This is a genomic window from Bacillus sp. FJAT-44742, assembly GCF_002797315.1.
In the GTDB taxonomy this organism is placed as follows: Bacteria; Bacillota; Bacilli; order Bacillales; family Marinococcaceae; genus Thalassorhabdus; species Thalassorhabdus alkalitolerans.
Genome location: NZ_KZ454936.1, coordinates 19,551 through 36,289 on the forward strand (window position 1 = coordinate 19,551; position 16,739 = coordinate 36,289).

Sequence of the window (16,739 nt, forward strand, 5' to 3'; positions counted from 1 at the left end):
TATAGTAATATTGATATTTAGGGAAGCGAAGCGGTGGAATAGTTATGAACAGATTATCTGGAAAATGGATGGTTGTTGTATCCTTGCTGTTTGGAACGTTTACGATGATTTTAAATAACAGCATGCTGAATCCTGCCATTCCTCTTTTCATGGAAGTATTTGAAGTAGATGCAGTAGCTGCAGGGTGGATCATTACGATCTTTATGGTTTCTATGGGAATGACCATGCCGGTTACTGGCTATTTAGGAGATAAATTCGGGAAGAAAAAAGTATATCTAATGGGGCTTTCGTTATTTGTTCTAGGTTCTTTGCTGGGCAGCTTTTCGTGGACCCTGGAGGTTCTTATTTTCTTTCGTGCTATTCAAGGTATTGCCGGCGGAATTATGATGCCCTTGTCCATGGCTTTAATCTTTGAGGCATTTCCTCGTAAAGAGAGAGGAATGGCTACAGGAGTATGGGGCGTAGCTGCAATGATGGCGCCAACGATAGGTCCTACTCTGGGTGGAGTAATTGTTGAAATGGCAACCTGGCATTTTCTCTTTTTAGTCAACGTTCCCTTTGGTTTGCTTGCCTTAGTGGTAGCAACTATGTACTTAAAAGAAGTTCCGACTAATCCTGGTATTCGCTTTGACCGCTGGGGATTTCTTTTTGTTACTCTCGGTGTGGGAGCTATTTTGTTTGCGTTAGGAAACACCTCTTCTCTTGAACATTTGCAGGATCCGTTAAACGTGACCTTGATTCTCCTGGGCCTGGTTTCTATTTATTTTTTCGTCAGGGTGGAGAAAAGGGCGGAATTTCCATTGCTTGACCTGTCTATTTTGCGTATTAAAGCATATTCCCTCAGCATCTGGGTAACAGGGGTTACAAGCGTTGGTCTGTTTGCAGGAATATTTTTAATTCCTTTACTGATCCAGCAGGTATATGGTTTAAGTGCGATCATCACTGGTTTAGTCTTTTTACCGGCAGCTCTGCTGAGTGGAATCTTCATGAGTATTGGGGGAAGAATACTTGATCGCAGGGGAGCGACGGGGATTGTTACTTCCGGAGTCCTCATTCTTGGTGGCGGCACGATTGCTCTTTCATTTATGTCTATGGAAACAGCTTTGTTCTGGATTTTCTTTTGGATGGCTGTAAGAGGGGTTGGAATGGGTTTTTCCAGCATTCCTGCGACTACAGCCGGAATGAATGCTATCCCGGAAAAGGTTGTTTCAAGGGGATCGGCGATGAACAATGTATTCAGACAAATGAGCAATGCCCTCGGAATTGTCTTTGTCTCCATTTATTTTGAAGTGAGGAGATCCCAGCTTTTTGCTGAAAATGGCTTTTCCATTGAAGAAGCAAGCCTGCAGGCGATTAATGAAGGGTTTTTGATTATTGGCATTCTTACTCTTTTGACGGTGCCGGCAGCTTTTATGCTTGGGAAGAAGTCAAGAGAAGCAGAAATGGAAATAGAAAAAGAAGAAGAAAGAAAAAAAGCATAGCTCTGTACAGAGCTATGCTTTTTGTATCATTCCTTGCTATCGGCACGTTTTAATCCGAAGAAACGAAGTCCCACTAATATATCTACAGCCGCAATAGCGGCAAAAAACCATGTCCACACATTCCAGGAATTTTCCCGGACATTTTGCACAGCTAACACGATAAACATAATGCCAATCACTATATACATGGTTCCCATAAATCTTGGGGAAAATCTCATAAAAATAAGCCTCCAATAAATCCTTGCATCTGCTCTAACTGCCTTTGCATATCTTCAAGCCTGTCTCCAAGCACTACCTGCATCAGCACCGCATAAGCATTCATTGCGACGTGGGCTAAGATAGGAACGATAATCCTCCCTGTTTTTACATAAAGGTAAGAAAATACAAACCCAACAGCCATATAAACAAGAAGGTGTTCAAAGTCCAGATGTACAACAGCGAAAATAAGCGCGCTTATTAAAGCAGAGAAAAAGAAATTCATTCGCTTATAGAGTGCCCCAAAAATGACTTTTCGAAAAACAATTTCTTCAAGGATCGGACCAATCAAAGCAACAATAATGGCAAAGAAAGGCATCATCCGAACGATCTCAAGAATTTCTTGCGTGTTTTCTGAACCCGGGTCAATTCCCAAAGCGTATGTTTCAATTAAAATGGCTATATATTGAGCGATAAAGGCGAGAAACACACCAATGATAGCCCATTTTGTCGCATGTCCTTTACTTGTTACTCTCATATTAGGGTGTGGTGAGGAGCCTCTTTCTGGCAGAAGAAGCAATAAAATAATGAGTAACCCGATGACAAAGCTGATGATCGTCCACCATGCGACCATTTGGTTTATATCTGTAAACCCTAATCCCATTAAAAGAGGGATACCAATAATACCTGACAAATGAATGAGGATATAAGTAATAACAATCCACCAGTAGCGTTTATTCAAATTTGTGTCATCCCTTCATACAAATGATGTTTCTCGATGAATACAGTGAATATTGTATCATAATGGCTCTTATAAAAGGAGTAAAACGGCCCGTTCGTCACTAAATCATCAGCAATGGCTAAATAGAGGGGAGAAAAAACATGGACAAGAACATCTTATTTCAAAATGCTGTTTTATATGCAGAAGAAGAGAAGATTGAGAATCCGCTTTTAACAGTAAGAGACGGAAGAATTAGTGAAATAGTAAGGAATAGGGAGTATCTCTCTACTAAGGACAACATAGAGCTTCTCCATTTTCAGAAGCCGGTAAAAGTGGTTCCTGGTTTTATTGATATTCATGTTCACGGTGCAGCCGGCTCTGATTTCATGGACGGGACGGAGGAGGCCATACGAACGATCCAGGAATACTTGCCTGCAGAAGGAACTACTTCATTTCTTGCGGCCACCATGACCCAGAGAAAGGAAAAGGTCATCTCAGCATTACAACAAATAAATCTTTCCTCTGAAACAGCTGCCGGAGCAGAGCTGCTGGGCGTTCATTTAGAGGGGCCCTTTATTTCTCGGAAAAAAGCAGGAGCTCAGCCTATTCAGAAAATTGTTGTCCCAAGTATAGAAATATTTGAAGAGTTCCAAGAGGCAGCTGGCGGAAAGATCAGCATTGTCACATTAGCACCTGAGGAAGAGAAGAGAGATGAGCTTACAAAACACTTATATAAGAATGGAGTGATTGCATCTATCGGCCATTCCAATGCAACTGGGGAAGAAGCGTTACGTTCTTTTGGGAAAGGGATCAGCCATGCGACCCATTTGTTTAATGGAATGAGAGGGATCCATCACAGAGATATCGGGGCTGCCGGTGCTGTGCTGTTGGAGCCCAGCGTTTTCGCTGAAATTATTGCTGACGGTGTCCATATTGATCCTTATATGCTTCGACTTATTTACCAGGTCAAAAAAGCTGATGAGCTTATTTTAATTACTGATGCCATCCGTGCAAAAGGGATGAATAAGGGAATTTATGAGCTAGGCGGGCAAGATGTATACGTGGAAAAGGAAGCAAGACTGGAGGACGGGACACTGGCTGGTAGTATCCTTCCCATGAATGAAGCAATACGGAATATGATTGAATTCAGCGGATGCAGCATAGAGGAAGCCATTCAAATGGCATCACTCAACCCTGCTAAGCAGGCAGGTGCAGACAGTTACAAAGGCAGTATAAAAGAAGGAAAAGATGCTGATTTTACCGTTTTAAATGATGAGTTTGAAGTAGAAGCAACCTACGTAAAAGGGAGAAAAGCATTTGAGAAATGAGCACCTTATAACTGACCGTGTCATGGAGACGAGGAAAATGTCTAAAGATTTTTGAGTACATTTAAAGGTTTAATGGTATGTATTTGAGGAATAATATAGGGGTGTGTTTTTTTACCATGAATAATACGTTTAAGGGAAATTTGTGAAAAAATTAGTTTCAGTACTTGCAAAAAAACTTACAAGTGATTATTATTATAATTGGAATTAGCACTCGACAAACCAGAGTGCTAATAATTAAAAATGTTAGTGATGCGTGATGGCTTCCAGCCTTCATGCAACAAATATTAAAGGAGGGTGTTTATCTTGTTAAAGCCTCTTGGTGACCGCATTATCATTGAACAAATCGAGTCTGAAGAAAAAACAGCCAGCGGAATCGTACTTCCTGATTCTGCAAAAGAAAAGCCGCAAGAAGGAAAAGTTGTAGCTGTAGGGAGCGGCCGTGTAACAGAGAATGGTGAAAGAGTAGCGCTGGAAGTAAGTGAAGGCAACTCTGTTATTTTCTCTAAGTACGCTGGGACAGAAGTGAAGTATGAAGGTAAAGAATACCTTATCCTTCGTGAAAGTGACGTATTGGCTGTTATTGGGTAAGACTTGAACACTGCTTACCCTACATAATTTACTAATAGGAGGTCTTTATTATGGCAAAAGACATTAAGTTCCGTGAAGATGCTCGTCGTGCGATGCTTCGTGGTGTAGATGAACTTGCGAATGCTGTAAAAGTTACTCTAGGACCAAAAGGACGTAACGTAGTACTTGAAAAGAAATTTGGTTCTCCCCTTATCACTAACGATGGTGTCACGATCGCTAAAGAAGTAGAACTTGAAGATGCGTTTGAAAACATGGGTGCACAGCTTGTTGCTGAAGTAGCCAGCAAAACAAACGACATTGCCGGTGACGGTACGACAACTGCAACCGTACTTGCGCAAGCAATGATTCAAGAAGGACTGAAAAACGTTACTTCCGGTGCGAACCCAATGGGAATCCGCAAAGGGATTGAAAAAGCAACTGAGCTTGCTGTAGCTGAGCTTGCTAAAGTTTCCAAGCCAATTGAAAGCCGCGAGTCTATTGCACAAGTAGCTTCAATTTCTGCAGCTGACGAAGAAGTCGGCCAAATCATTGCTGAAGCAATGGAGCGCGTAGGAAACGATGGAGTGATCACAGTAGAAGAATCCAAAGGTTTCTCTACAGAGCTTGAAGTAGTAGAAGGTATGCAGTTCGACCGTGGATACGCTTCTCCTTATATGGTTACTGACTCAGACAAAATGGTTGCTGAGCTAGATAACCCTTACATTCTTATCACTGACAAGAAGATCTCTAACATTCAAGAGGTTCTTCCAGTACTTGAGCAAGTGGTTCAGCAAAACAAGCCAATCCTTATCGTTGCTGAAGACGTAGAAGGCGAAGCTCTTGCTACACTTGTTGTGAACAAACTGCGCGGTACATTTAACGCTGTAGCAGTCAAAGCTCCTGGCTTTGGTGACCGTCGTAAAGCAATGCTTGAAGACCTTGCTGCGCTTACTGGCGGAGAAGTGATCACTGAGGACCTTGGCCTTGACCTTAAATCTGCTGATATTTCTCAGCTTGGACGCGCTGGAAGAGTCGTTATCACAAAAGACGACACAACCATCGTTGAAGGTGCAGGAGATCCAAGTGAAATTTCTGCTCGCGTGAATCAATTGAAGGCTCAAATCGAAGAAACTACTTCCGACTTTGACCGTGAAAAGCTGCAAGAGCGTCTTGCTAAGCTTGCAGGCGGCGTAGCCGTAGTTAAAGTTGGTGCAGCTTCCGAAACTGAAATGAAAGAGCGTAAGCTTCGCATCGAGGATGCCTTGAACTCTACTCGTGCTGCAGTAGAAGAAGGAATTGTATCCGGTGGTGGTACAGCTCTTATGAACGTTTATAAAGCGGTAGCAGCTATTGATGCAGAAGGCGATGAGGCTACAGGTATCAACATCGTGCTTCGCGCTCTTGAAGAGCCGCTTCGTCAAATCTCTCAAAATGCGGGTCTTGAAGGATCTGTCATTGTTGAGCGCATGAAAAACGAAAAAGTTGGCGTTGGATTTAACGCAGCTACTGGCGAGTGGGTAAACATGATTGACGCTGGTATCGTTGACCCAACCAAGGTTACTCGTTCTGCACTTCAACATGCAGCTTCCGTATCTGCAATGTTCCTGACTACTGAAGCTGTTATTGCCGACAAGCCTGAAGAAGAAGGCGCCGGCGGCGGCGGAATGCCTGACATGGGCGGCATGGGCGGCATGGGCGGCATGATGTAATGTGGCTTCCCATCCCCTTATGTAACAAGGGATTCTCTTGCTAAGAGAGGTCAAAATGAGGCGTATGGTCACATTTTGGTCACATTGAGGAAGATTTTATTTAAGCTTCTCATGAGTTCACTGAACTTGTGGGAAGCTTTTATTTTCCATTAAAGACATTGAAACCATTGATATCTTCATTCAGACGAATACTAATTTTCTATAAGAAGTATTTTTCTTTACTTTCTTTGGTAAGGGACTGAGATAATGACATTTCCATATGTACAGTGAAACGTTAGTAAAGCAAAATACCACCCTCTTGAAAAACCTTACAAATTTACATGCCACTGAGTTGAATAGTGATCCTTCGCATGGATGGAGTATTTTAGGTATAAGGAAAGACCCCTGGGAGAATAGGGGTCTATAAAGACTATTAAAGGACTATTAGAATGTTTTCTCTTTTGCAGGATTTAACAACTTGCTGAATAGCTTCTATTAATTCCTTTTTTTCAAGCCTATTACTTGTTAAGAAATACATCAATTAATGCCCGCAACCCAAAATCGCCCAAGGTTTTGCCTGCGGCCTAACCAATATACCTATGCCCTCTAGTTAGCCCCAGTAAAACACTAGAGTATAGCTTCAACTACTGACTGCACCTTTGATAGTGCGTTAAGATTTTTTAATGCCATGTAGTAGAAAAGGGGCCTACTGTAGTTATTGGCCTTCCACTTCACTCATAGGATTTGGATCACTTACTGTTTTTATCATTGATATCTAAGTGCTCTATAATATCTTTCAACGTGTCCTTTGTACCGACATTTCCTGGGAAAATAATATATGGCAGGCCAGGAAATTTACTTCCCTCATCGGTTGTCCATACTGGCACCCCAGGAGAAATTTGACCGGCTACAATCGCTTTTGTAACTCCTAACCCATTTGTACCGATATCACTGGATGTGATTCCACCCTTAGCAATGATAAAGGAAGGGCGAACAGCAAATGACTTTACTACATCAGTGAGGGCATCTGCAATTCTTACGGAAACGGCAAGTATTTCATCTGCAGAAGAATGTTCAAGATTAACAAGTTCTCTTCTTGTATAAATTACAGCGGTTTGGCCTTGTTCTACCGCTTTCTCTGCTTCATTCCTAATTCTGTTTTGTTCTTCCGAAAATGCCTCTTTATTAAAAACTAAGTGGCAGTCGAACTCAATAAATGCCAGGCTTGTTAGCTGTTTTACTTGCTCAAGCTGTTCGGTTGTCTTCCTAACATGAGAACCAACAACCACTAATCCCCCGTTTTTTGAAGAACTGTCTCTAAGCTCTTGGCTGCTCAAAAGAGGTCTCGAAGAGATGTTCCCGATGATTTTTGTGAAAGTAGCCCCAGTTCTGAATAAGAACTGTTTTTGTTTAAAAAGAGCTTTTAGCAAGCCAATGCTGAAAACTCGAATGTCTTCCTCATTAACTGCATTCACTATTATTTTTTGAAAAGAAGTCGCTTCCATTAACTTTTCTTTAACTGCTTCTGTGTTACCGCTTCGTATGAGCGGCAGGTCAATCGAAATAGCCTCTTCTTTGCTGAATAATCCATTTGTTTTTTCTTCAATATATTCCGCTAAATCGCTTGATGAGAAGCCGAAAGAAGGATCCTTGGCAAATTCCGTTTCACCAACAGGTATCAAGGTGTTTTCCTGCTTTACATAGTGAACGTTATCGATTGTCCAGCGTCCGCCTTGTTCAAAAAAGGGTATAATAATTTCACCATCAAAGGCAGTTTCTTTTGAACAAGCTTCCAAGGATTGTCTCAAGGTTTCCGTCTCTAAAGGATAGTGACCTCTCATAGTCGAATCACCGCGACTTATAATAAGAAAAGGAATACCTAGTTTTTGAGATACATGATTAATTCTTTTTGCTATCGTTTGATGTACATCTTCTGTTTCTTTCACAGAAAATGACCGGGAGTTAGTTAAAATGAAAAACATTTGGTTTTCTTCATTGAAACCATCCTCTATTGACGTTAGATCCCAGTTGGTATAAACAGAGACTCCGTGCACCGTCTGTACGCCAGTTGGATCATCATCCAGTACGATAATTTTATGTTTGAATTGCCGGTAAAGTTCATCCCATTCTTGTTGAATTGATTTGCTTTGCTGTTGGGGTAATGCTTCTAGTGTTTTCGTTGCATCTAGTTTTGAAGACATTTGAATTATCCTTTCTGTAAAGGGGTGTGCTTTTCGTAATATTTTAGGAGACCGGCATGGTCTAGTTCTGCTTTGCCATCATTTACTAATTCCTTAAACATATCTAATACTTGATTCGTAACAGGCAGGGGAACATTTAGTGTTTCTCCCGTTTCAACTACGTTAGTGAGGTCTTTGGCGTTAATATCAATGCGGCCACCAGCTTTAAAATTTTCCTCTAGTATTAATGGGATCTTAGCTTCTAATACTGCACTTCCTGCTAGCCCGCCTCGAATTGCTTGAAACATCTTCTCAATATCTATACCAGCTTCTGATGCTAAATTTACAGCCTCAGACATCGCTGCGATGTTTGCGTTTACAATAATTTGATTAGCCAGCTTTGTTGTCGTCCCGGCACCGGTTTCGCCTACTAAAATGACACTGCCAGCAACTCTATCTAAGATAGGCTTAACTTTATTGAATGCAGCTTCTTCTCCGCCGGCCATGATTGAGAGTGTTCCGTCAATGGCTTTTGGTTCTCCGCCGCTTACGGGTGCATCAATAAATTGGGCATCTATTTGCAGAAGTCGTGCATGCAATTTACGAGACATGACAGGAGAAATTGAGCTTAAGTCAACCACAATATGGTCAGAATGAAGCCTGTGAATTAATCCGTCGGTTCCGGTAACTACTTCTTCGACATGAGTGGAGTTGGGCAGCATAGTAAAAATAACATCACTTTTAGCTGCCACGTCTCCTGGATTTTTAGCAGGTAGTGCTCCTTTATTTTGTAGATAATCTACCGCATCCCGGTTTATATCAAAAACAGTCACTTGGTAACCGGCTTTTAATAAGTTTTCAGTCATAGGTTTACCCATAATTCCTAATCCGATAAATCCTAATTTCATAGTTCTTACCCCTTTCAAATGATAAGGCTTTCAAGGATATGTAATATTGTATACTATTTAATTAATAATGTATACATTTTGAAAATAATAGTATACAAAAGAAGCTTTTAACTTTATACTTTCAACGGTATAATATAGAAACCAGTTTTATAGATCGGAGGGTAGCGCAAGGTAGGTATCTTGTGGCTAGAATGATATGGAAAAAAAACAATCTGCTTCGTCAATTGCTTATGTATATATCAGAGATCAAATTTTAAATGGATCATTTCCCCGAGGGACGAAATTAACTGAAGTAATGCTTGCAAAGGAGCTGGGTATCAGCCGCACTCCGATAAGAGAGGCCATTCGGAAACTTGAAGAAGAGGGATTGATTCAAAAAAAACGAGTGATTAATCCTACTGAGAAAGATTTGATAAATACGTTTGAAGTAAGGATACTCCTTGAGAGCTACGCGGCAAGAAGTGCGGCTTCCTTTATGACGCCTTCTGAAATGGATGAATTATATAACTGTATTAAAGTTGCAAGAGAGGGTATAAATGATGAGATAATGGCGGCCAACAAGCGCTTCCATGATCTTATTGTACAATCGAGCAGAAACCAAATATTAATTGATACGATTGAGAGAATGCAATCAATAATCTTTTTATTTAGAAAAACTGTTGTTTATCATAATCGCCCAAACCTCATTGAGGAACATGAAGAGATGTACTATGCAATAAAAAAGAGAGATCCTGACAAAGCTGAGATTCTAATGAAAGACCACTTGAAGGCAGACCTCCAATTCTCTCTTCATGCATGGTAAAGAGTATAGGTAACCAGATGGGGTGCGTTGATGAAGGAAATAGAGAATGTAGACAGTTGTCTGCTTACGATAGGATCGGTGATGCTAGGGTCAGGAATAAAGAAATGGGAGAAGGTAACAATTTTACACATTATCCAGCTGACTAACTAAACGGGACTCACTGTGGGTCCCGTTTTTAATAATGGGAAACTCTCTCTAGAATAAAAAAGAAGGGCTTCTGTTCTTTTTTAAAGTCCATCATTCCCAGGACGGTGTTGTCATCTACTTTTTTAAAAAGGTCCTGAATAGGATGCTGATCATAAATCATGGCGGCTGTCAGCTTCCCATGGTTTTCAATCATTCGTAGTCTTGCTTTGCTTTCTGCGGTGTGGAGAAGAGGGGAGAAAAAAGGAAAAGATTTCCTCATTACTTTTTCAGGGACTTTCTCTAGAGGGAGCTGTAAAGGCAGCAGACCGGGATTCACATTGTAGAGCATGCCGGATTTCTTTTGAAACACGAGGGGATGAACGTCTTCATTGTTGATAAATCGTTTTCCGTACCAGGGAACTGCTTCCAGTGAGCCGTTCAGAGGGTGATTTGTTTTCAGTTCCCTTCCTTTCCAGGTTCCATGCATAAAAGTACGATCCACACATTCCAGCCTTTTAAAAAAGGATGTCACTTCCTTTTCTGTAAGGTCGCTTCTTTTGTACATGGCTTCTAAATCAGCTCTATTGTTCACTCTTTTTCCCTCCTATTCTTGAATTGTATAAATTAAAAAAACGGCTGGTTTTCCAGCCGAAGAAGAGGGGTTTCACATTATCATGTATTTTCCCAATCATAACGTTTTCTAAACAGGTAACATGAAAAAAGCCCCCATACAAGCGGGGGCGTGGGATCTGATCAATTATTGTAAGAAAGCTCTTTTGATTTATCTCCAAAGCTCTTAGCTTTCTCTTCTGCTTCGTTTTTCTCGGCAATTTTTGTTTTAAAGTAGCTGATAATACACGACGTAACAATGATTGATAATACAGAAGCGAATCCGCTTACTAATCCTATTGCGTACATGCCAGTCAGGACTACAAAGAAGTCAAAAAGAAAATTTACTTTTCCAGGGTTCCAATTAAATTTCTTATGAAGGAACAGAGCAAGAATGTTAGCACCGCCAAGAGAGGCGCCATTTATAAATAGTATGGAAATACCAAGCCCAATACTCATTCCGCCTACAACTGCCCCTACGAAGGGTTCAATTGAAAAGTCCGGGAGAATAAAAGCTGAGCCGCCAGTCATTACTGATAAAACAGTGACTGCAAAGATTGTAGACAGGGTAAAGTGCCATCCCATTCGAAGAACGGAAAACACATAAAAGGGAATATTAATTAAAAAGAAAACCAAAGCAAACTGTAATGAGGTAAGGTAGGATACGTTTAAGGAAAGTCCAGCAGTACCGCCGGTCACAATTTCAGCATGGTTAAGAATAACAACGCCCACACTTGTAAGTAAACAACCAAACAAAATATTTATTATTCTTACCATGTGTTGTGTTCTCCTCCTTGGGTTTTTTCTCATATATTAATGTTAGAATATATTTTGGGTAAATTACATACAAAAAAGAATGTATTTCATTCCCAAAGTCTTCAATTTAATATAATATAACTTTAAAATCCTTCATTATGGAAAGTGGGTGTCCCATATGGATGAAATTGATACTAGATTGTTAGAAATTCTGCAATTGGATGGCCGTATAAAGATCAGCGACCTTTCAAAACGTTTAGCGTTAAGCAGGCCGAGTGTGACAGAAAGGCTGCATCGTTTAGAAGAAAACGGTGTCATAGAATGGTACGGGGCTAAGGTTTCTCCAGCAGCAATTGGACGAGGAGTTATGGTCTTTATTCAGGTGAGTGATCTCAAAATAACTCCTAAGGATTTTGAGGAAATGATTAAGGAAGAAACCGATATTATAGAATGTCATCGTGTGACCGGAACCGTAGGCTATTTTCTTAAAGCGGCGTTAACAGATATGGACAGTATGAGGATTCTGATTGACCGGCTGATTCCTTATGGCAATATTAATACCTCTGTAGTTTTAACTTCACCAGTACCCTATCGGACCCTTCTCCCTAAAGGAAAAGAGTAAACACAAAAATCCCTGAATCCTGTGATTCAGGGATTTTTTTATGGTGAAAAGGGACAGTCGAAATGTAAAATTTGTAAAAAACCGATAAATTACCTGACAATAAACGGTACAAGTTTACAACAGCCATGTAAAGTATAAAGTATCTTTTCACACATTCCACAAAGAGAGGGGATTTGTTTTGCAGACAATAATTGATATGTTAAACGATTTTTTATGGACGTATGTGCTGATTGCAGGCTTACTTGGCGCTGGGGTTTGGTTCACTGTACGTACCCGCTTTATGCAGTTTCGCTACCTTGGCGAAATGTTTAGAGTATTGTTTGACAAAACAAGGGATGTTGAAGGGATGAAGAGTATCAGCTCCTTCCGGTCTTTCTGTATAGGAGCAGCAACGAGAATTGGAACAGGAAACCTTGCCGGGGTGGCGGTGGCGATCACGCTTGGAGGACCCGGGGCGATTTTTTGGATGTGGCTGGTGGCTTTAGTCGGCGGGGCAACAGGTTTCATTGAAAGTACTCTTGCCCAGGTATTTAAAGTTCGGGATAAGGATGCTTATCGCGGAGGGCCTGCGTACTACATTCAGAAAGGGTTAAATATGCGCTGGCTTGGTATTTTGTTTGCTATATTAATTGCTATTACGTTTGGTCTTATCTTTAACTCTGTACAAAGTAATACCATAGCAGGCGCTTTTGATAATGCGTTTGGTATCCCACCTGTTGTGATGGGGATCGTCATGACAGTTCTGACAGCCGCTATTATCTTTGGCGGTGTCCACCGAATTGCAAAGTTTTCGAGTATTATTGTGCCAATCATGGCTGTAGTATACGTAGCCATTGCTATGGTGGTTGTTGCGATGAACTTTAGTGAGATTCCAGCTGTACTTGGGTTGATTGTCCGCAGTGCTTTCGGCCTTGAGCAGGCATTGGGTGGAGGCATTGGCGCAGCAATTATGATGGGTGTCCGGCGGGGACTTTTTTCCAACGAAGCGGGGATGGGAAGTGCCCCGAACGCAGCTGCTACAGCAAACGTTACTCACCCGGCTAAGCAAGGGTTTATTCAAACCTTAGGTGTATTTGTTGATACGCTGATTGTCTGCTCAGCTACTGCCTTTATTATCTTGCTTAATGCTGACTTTGCTGGAACAGGAGCCGAAGGGATTGGCCTTTTGCAAGATTCCCTGAGCCTTCAAATAGGCGGCTGGGCCAGTTACTTTGTTGCTTTTGCGATATTTACCTTTGCGTTTAGCTCCATTATTGGAAGTTACTACTATGGTGAAACAAATATTGAATTTATAAGAAAGAACAAAGCATTTGTGAACATTTACCGTTTATTAACTATGGCGTTGGTAATGTTTGGTTCCACAGCCAGTCTAGGACTGGTTTGGGACTTAGCAGATGTATTTATGGCCTTGATGACAATTATCAATTTAGTCGGGATTGTGCTGTTAGGTAACATTGCATTCAAGGTTCTAAGGGATTACGAAGAACAGCGTAGAGAAGGACTTGATCCTGTATTTTCTCCTTCTAAACTAGGGATTGAAAATACGGAAGCATGGGAAGAAGAAGAAAAATCAGACAAAATGGTTGTATAAGAAAAGAGTTAAAAGCCGTTGATACTGCTTCAATTTTGCTTTTAAATTTCATTCAAAATGGTATTGATTATCTCATGAAGGTGGTGTATTATATTTTCACAAGCTGCTTTGTGCGTGACTAATATATGTTTCAACCTTTAAGCTAAAATAGGGAGTTTTACATTGAGGTATGGAAGTCAAGCCTTCATGAAAGTAAGAAGGAAGACGGAAATATTTCTGCAAACACCCACTTTCTGAAGTGGTGGTTTGGAACTCTATTATTAAGCGGCATAGCGGCCAAACTTTATCTGCAAAGGTCAATTCCTATATGGAATTGGCTTTTTTTACATAAAAAAATAAGAGCTTTCTATAAGAGAAGCTCTAATAATCTTTAAGTACAGGTCTGAAGCTTTCTTTTGTTTGGTCTATTCCTTGATATTCATTTAAGAGAACATCAAGTTTTTGACTACAGGTTACTGTTTTGGTGTGAGTCAGACCGAAACGTTTCGCTGTATAGAGCATTTCTTTTCTTTTTAGTTTGATCAAAAGCTGTAATAAATATTTCCTTTCATTCATTTCCTTTTCCTCCAGCTAGTAGTTGCTTTTGGTCTAGGCATATCTGAAAAAAACTCAGCTGTTCAAAAGCACATAGCTCATCATACATGCTGCCGAATAAAAATTCTGTCGAAATGTAGGATGTTCAAATATTTTTTCAGGAATATTTTCTTCTATAGAACTTTTTTACCGTTCTTTGAAGTTGTTCTGCTTTCATCCCATATCAGCTTCTCTACCAAGTAAAACTTAGAACCTGATAGCAGAGTTTATCTTACCTGAATCTTACCAAAACGGTTCCGTAGACTAGTGTTCCTCCAGGTTATGAACCTGCTTCAAGGGTGAAATTGAATAGGAGTTTTTCTTAATTCTATCAATTTTTGGATGTAAAAAAGAAGCCAAAGAAACGAGTAGAATGTTATGATAAGGTGGAGCAGTTGTGCTCGCAGGTAAAGTGAAAAATGGAGGAATAGATGTGAAAATAGATCGTTCCGCACTTCAGACAGTGATAGAGAATATAGAGCGTGTGGTTGTAGGTAAGCGGAAAGAAATAGAATTAAGTCTCACCGCTCTTTTGGCTAAAGGACATGTACTGCTAGAGGATGTTCCTGGGGTGGGGAAAACAATGATGGTTCGGGCCATTGCCCGTTCAATAGGCTCTGAATTTAAGAGGATTCAATTTACCCCTGACCTTCTTCCATCGGATGTTACAGGGGTTTCTGTATACAACCAAAAGTCTATGAGCTTTGAATATCGCCCGGGACCGGTAATGGGCAATGTGGTTCTGGCAGATGAAATCAACCGAACATCCCCTAAGACTCAAGCCGCTTTACTCGAAGCGTTAGAAGAGAGCAGTGTAACGGTTGATGGAGAAACGAGAAAGCTTCAGGAATTGTTTTTTGTGATGGCCACCCAGAACCCTATTGAGTATGGCGGCACCTATCCACTTCCTGAGGCACAGCTTGACCGCTTCTTATTCAAATTAAAAATGGGTTATCCAGACTATGAGGAAGAGCTGGAAGTGTTAAACAGGATCGAACAAGGGCATCCCATTGAAGAAATTGAACCAGTGTTAACCATAGAAGAAATCATAGATATGCAGAATGAAGTAAAAGAAGTATACGTGGACCAGGTTGTTAAGCACTATATTATTTCACTTGTGAATGAAACAAGAGAACATAAAGAAGTCTACCTTGGAGTGAGCCCACGGGGATCAATTGCATTAATGAAATCTGCACAGGCTTTTGCTTACATTCATGGAAGAGAATATGTAATTCCAGACGATGTTAAGGAATTAGCTCCTTATACTTTGAGTCATCGTATGATCCTGCGGTCAGATCTCCAAATGACGAATCGGACTGGTGAAGATGTCGTAAGGGAAATTCTTTCACAATTAAAGGTGCCTGCCACCCGGAAAGAAGCTGTTCGCTAATGGAGGAAAAGGGCCGTCAGGCTATAAAGGCCATGAAAATCTTTTTTCTCCTTTTGCTTCTGGCTGGCTTATATGCCTATGCCATGTTTCAAGGCGGTTTTGTAAGCTGGTTTTTGTTTTACAGTGCTGTTTCTTTAATTGGGATAAATCTTCTATTTGTTCTATTTCCGTGGAGGATGGTAGAGGTCAAGAGAAGTATTGAGACAACGACGCTTCCTAGCGAAGAAATTTGTGAGGTTACCTTAACTGTTACAAAAAAAGCTCCGTTTCCCCTTCTTTATTTCGCCGTTAAAGACAATGTGCCTGAAGGATTGCAGGGGACTGGGAAACCTGCAGGCATGGTCTTTTTTTTCCCCATCGGAAAGACGTTCACCTATTCCTATGAGGTAAAGGGTGTACAACGAGGTGAATATGTTTTCTCTTCAATTGATCTTCAGGCAGGAGACATGTTCGGCTTCTTTAAAAGGCAAAGAAGAGCAGAAGAAAAGACAACACTCCTCGTTTATCCTTCTATTCACCCTTTGCGTAGTTGGAAGACTCACATGGAGAAGGATGCTGAGACTGAGGCTATTTCAACAAAAGTTTTAGAAGAAGCCTTATCCGTAGCAGGGGTCAGAGATTACGTACCTGGGGACAGAATGACAAGTATTGACTGGAAAATTTCTGCCCGGGCTGGAAAGCTGGTAACAAAGGAATTTGAGGCTCAAGAGGGAAAAGGCTACACGTTGTTTTTCGATCCATTTCAAAAAACAAAGGACCATACGTCATTTGAACTTGCCATAGAGTTTGCAGCTTCATTAGCTGACTTTTGTTTAAAGAAAGGAATACCATTGGGCTTCTTATTGATGCAGGTTGATAAAGAGAAACTGGAAAAGGCAAGCAGTAAAGCTCATTTTAAAGAGGTTTTTGAAGAGCTCTCCAAAGCCTCTCCCCAGTTACATTCATCCGTGCTCCATTCCCCGCCCAGCCTCGAGAAGAAAGATGGAGTTGTATATGTAGTTACTGATGTAAATGAGAAAGTAAAAGATCATATACAGCAGCTTTTATACCAGAGAAGAGAGGTTATCGTAATCTTTGTAAATACACGGTCCTTCGATGATAAGAGCGGTGAATTAAAGATACTGGATAATATAAAGCTTCAGGGTGCACAGGTGTTTCATGTGAAAGATTATCAATTTAATATAGATGCTAGGTAAGGACAG

Annotated in this window: 16 protein-coding genes and 1 other RNA gene; 10 read left to right on the plus strand and 7 right to left on the minus strand. The window is 40.8% G+C overall.

From position 1 onward, the window contains the following. Nucleotides 1-44: 44 nt before the first annotated feature. Nucleotides 45-1,481 (plus strand): MDR family MFS transporter, encoded by a 1,437-nt coding sequence (locus CEF17_RS00105; RefSeq protein WP_100397768.1) that lies wholly within the window; start codon nt 45-47, stop codon nt 1,479-1,481. 26 nt (nt 1,482-1,507) lie between these two features. Here the strand turns inward: CEF17_RS00105 and CEF17_RS00110 are convergent, their stop codons facing one another. Together CEF17_RS00110 and CEF17_RS00115 are read right to left on the minus strand one after the other, a co-directional pair. Further along, nucleotides 1,508-1,699 carry a YdiK family protein gene (locus CEF17_RS00110; RefSeq protein ID WP_054635909.1) on the minus strand — a complete coding sequence of 64 codons (192 nt, stop codon included), beginning with the start codon at nt 1,697-1,699 and terminating at the stop codon, nt 1,508-1,510. Further along, nucleotides 1,696-2,418: a CPBP family intramembrane glutamic endopeptidase gene (locus tag CEF17_RS00115; protein ID WP_054635910.1), complete on the minus strand. Its 723-nt coding sequence runs from the start codon at nt 2,416-2,418 to the stop codon at nt 1,696-1,698. The genes CEF17_RS00110 and CEF17_RS00115 overlap by 4 nt, the downstream gene beginning before the upstream one ends. Before the next feature lie 140 nt (nt 2,419-2,558). Between CEF17_RS00115 and nagA the strand changes: the two genes are divergently transcribed. The 3 genes from nagA (at nt 2,559) to groL (ending at nt 6,001) form a co-directional block, all read left to right on the plus strand. Then, entirely contained in the window at nt 2,559-3,725 is a 1,167-nt protein-coding gene (gene nagA, locus CEF17_RS00120) for an N-acetylglucosamine-6-phosphate deacetylase (protein ID WP_100397769.1), read from the plus strand. A 303-nt stretch (nt 3,726-4,028) separates the two neighbouring features. After that, complete coding sequence (groES, locus tag CEF17_RS00125; RefSeq protein WP_054635911.1) at nt 4,029-4,313, plus strand: co-chaperone GroES; 285 nt, start codon at nt 4,029-4,031, stop codon at nt 4,311-4,313. A gap of 50 nt (nt 4,314-4,363) precedes the next feature. Then, nucleotides 4,364-6,001, plus strand: coding sequence for a chaperonin GroEL (gene groL, locus CEF17_RS00130; protein WP_054635912.1), 1,638 nt, complete (start codon nt 4,364-4,366; stop codon nt 5,999-6,001). 728 nt (nt 6,002-6,729) lie between these two features. Here groL and CEF17_RS00135 read toward each other — a convergent pair. Together CEF17_RS00135 and garR are read right to left on the minus strand one after the other, a co-directional pair. Then, nucleotides 6,730-8,181 carry a four-carbon acid sugar kinase family protein gene (locus CEF17_RS00135; protein ID WP_100397770.1) on the minus strand — a complete coding sequence of 484 codons (1,452 nt, stop codon included), beginning with the start codon at nt 8,179-8,181 and terminating at the stop codon, nt 6,730-6,732. Nucleotides 8,182-8,186: 5 nt separating this feature from the next. Beyond that, nucleotides 8,187-9,086 carry a 2-hydroxy-3-oxopropionate reductase gene (garR, locus tag CEF17_RS00140; protein WP_332835270.1) on the minus strand — a complete coding sequence of 300 codons (900 nt, stop codon included), beginning with the start codon at nt 9,084-9,086 and terminating at the stop codon, nt 8,187-8,189. 178 nt (nt 9,087-9,264) lie between these two features. Here garR and CEF17_RS00145 point away from each other — a divergent pair, with 178 nt between their 5' ends. Continuing rightward, nucleotides 9,265-9,870, plus strand: coding sequence for a GntR family transcriptional regulator (locus CEF17_RS00145; RefSeq protein ID WP_100397772.1), 606 nt, complete (start codon nt 9,265-9,267; stop codon nt 9,868-9,870). Between the two features lie 175 nt (nt 9,871-10,045). Here CEF17_RS00145 and CEF17_RS00150 read toward each other — a convergent pair whose 3' ends face one another. After that, nucleotides 10,046-10,588, minus strand: coding sequence for a DUF4334 domain-containing protein (locus tag CEF17_RS00150; RefSeq protein WP_232725369.1), 543 nt, complete (start codon nt 10,586-10,588; stop codon nt 10,046-10,048). A 161-nt stretch (nt 10,589-10,749) separates the two neighbouring features. Then, nucleotides 10,750-11,382, minus strand: coding sequence for a YitT family protein (locus CEF17_RS00155; protein WP_100397773.1), 633 nt, complete (start codon nt 11,380-11,382; stop codon nt 10,750-10,752). Nucleotides 11,383-11,539: 157 nt separating this feature from the next. Here CEF17_RS00155 and CEF17_RS00160 point away from each other — a divergent pair, with 157 nt between their 5' ends. The 3 genes from CEF17_RS00160 (at nt 11,540) to ssrS (ending at nt 13,857) form a co-directional block, all read left to right on the plus strand. After that, on the plus strand, nt 11,540-11,983 hold the full coding sequence (locus tag CEF17_RS00160) for an Lrp/AsnC family transcriptional regulator (RefSeq protein ID WP_100397774.1): 444 nt from the start codon (nt 11,540-11,542) through the stop codon (nt 11,981-11,983). 196 nt (nt 11,984-12,179) lie between these two features. Continuing rightward, on the plus strand, nt 12,180-13,574 hold the full coding sequence (locus CEF17_RS00165) for an alanine/glycine:cation symporter family protein (protein ID WP_054636008.1): 1,395 nt from the start codon (nt 12,180-12,182) through the stop codon (nt 13,572-13,574). A 97-nt stretch (nt 13,575-13,671) separates the two neighbouring features. Beyond that, nucleotides 13,672-13,857: non-coding RNA, 6S RNA (ssrS, locus tag CEF17_RS00170), on the plus strand. Nucleotides 13,858-13,934: 77 nt separating this feature from the next. Here the strand turns inward: ssrS and CEF17_RS00175 are convergent. Next, entirely contained in the window at nt 13,935-14,129 is a 195-nt protein-coding gene (locus CEF17_RS00175; RefSeq protein ID WP_054635917.1) for an aspartyl-phosphate phosphatase Spo0E family protein, read from the minus strand. Nucleotides 14,130-14,544: 415 nt separating this feature from the next. Between CEF17_RS00175 and CEF17_RS00180 the strand changes: the two genes are divergently transcribed. Together CEF17_RS00180 and CEF17_RS00185 are read left to right on the plus strand one after the other, a co-directional pair. Further along, the gene (locus CEF17_RS00180) at nt 14,545-15,537 is read left to right on the plus strand and encodes an AAA family ATPase (RefSeq protein ID WP_442857422.1); all 993 of its coding nucleotides are present in this window, start codon (nt 14,545-14,547) and stop codon (nt 15,535-15,537) included. Between the two features lie 32 nt (nt 15,538-15,569). Beyond that, nucleotides 15,570-16,733, plus strand: coding sequence for a DUF58 domain-containing protein (locus tag CEF17_RS00185; protein WP_157842879.1), 1,164 nt, complete (start codon nt 15,570-15,572; stop codon nt 16,731-16,733). The last annotated feature ends 6 nt before the right edge of the window (nt 16,734-16,739 follow it).

Coding starts and splice junctions, on each gene's coding strand:
- CEF17_RS00105 (WP_100397768.1), top strand. CDS start 45: ATGAACAGATTATCTGGAAAATGGATGGTTGTTGTATCCTTGCTGTTT.
- CEF17_RS00110 (WP_054635909.1), bottom strand. CDS start 1,699: ATGAGATTTTCCCCAAGATTTATGGGAACCATGTATATAGTGATTGGC.
- nagA (WP_100397769.1), top strand. CDS start 2,559: ATGGACAAGAACATCTTATTTCAAAATGCTGTTTTATATGCAGAAGAA.
- groL (WP_054635912.1), top strand. CDS start 4,364: ATGGCAAAAGACATTAAGTTCCGTGAAGATGCTCGTCGTGCGATGCTT.
- CEF17_RS00135 (WP_100397770.1), bottom strand. CDS start 8,181: ATGTCTTCAAAACTAGATGCAACGAAAACACTAGAAGCATTACCCCAA.
- CEF17_RS00145 (WP_100397772.1), top strand. CDS start 9,265: ATGGAAAAAAAACAATCTGCTTCGTCAATTGCTTATGTATATATCAGA.
- CEF17_RS00155 (WP_100397773.1), bottom strand. CDS start 11,382: ATGGTAAGAATAATAAATATTTTGTTTGGTTGTTTACTTACAAGTGTG.
- CEF17_RS00160 (WP_100397774.1), top strand. CDS start 11,540: ATGGATGAAATTGATACTAGATTGTTAGAAATTCTGCAATTGGATGGC.
- CEF17_RS00165 (WP_054636008.1), top strand. CDS start 12,180: ATGTTAAACGATTTTTTATGGACGTATGTGCTGATTGCAGGCTTACTT.
- CEF17_RS00175 (WP_054635917.1), bottom strand. CDS start 14,129: ATGAATGAAAGGAAATATTTATTACAGCTTTTGATCAAACTAAAAAGA.
- CEF17_RS00185 (WP_157842879.1), top strand. CDS start 15,570: ATGAAAATCTTTTTTCTCCTTTTGCTTCTGGCTGGCTTATATGCCTAT.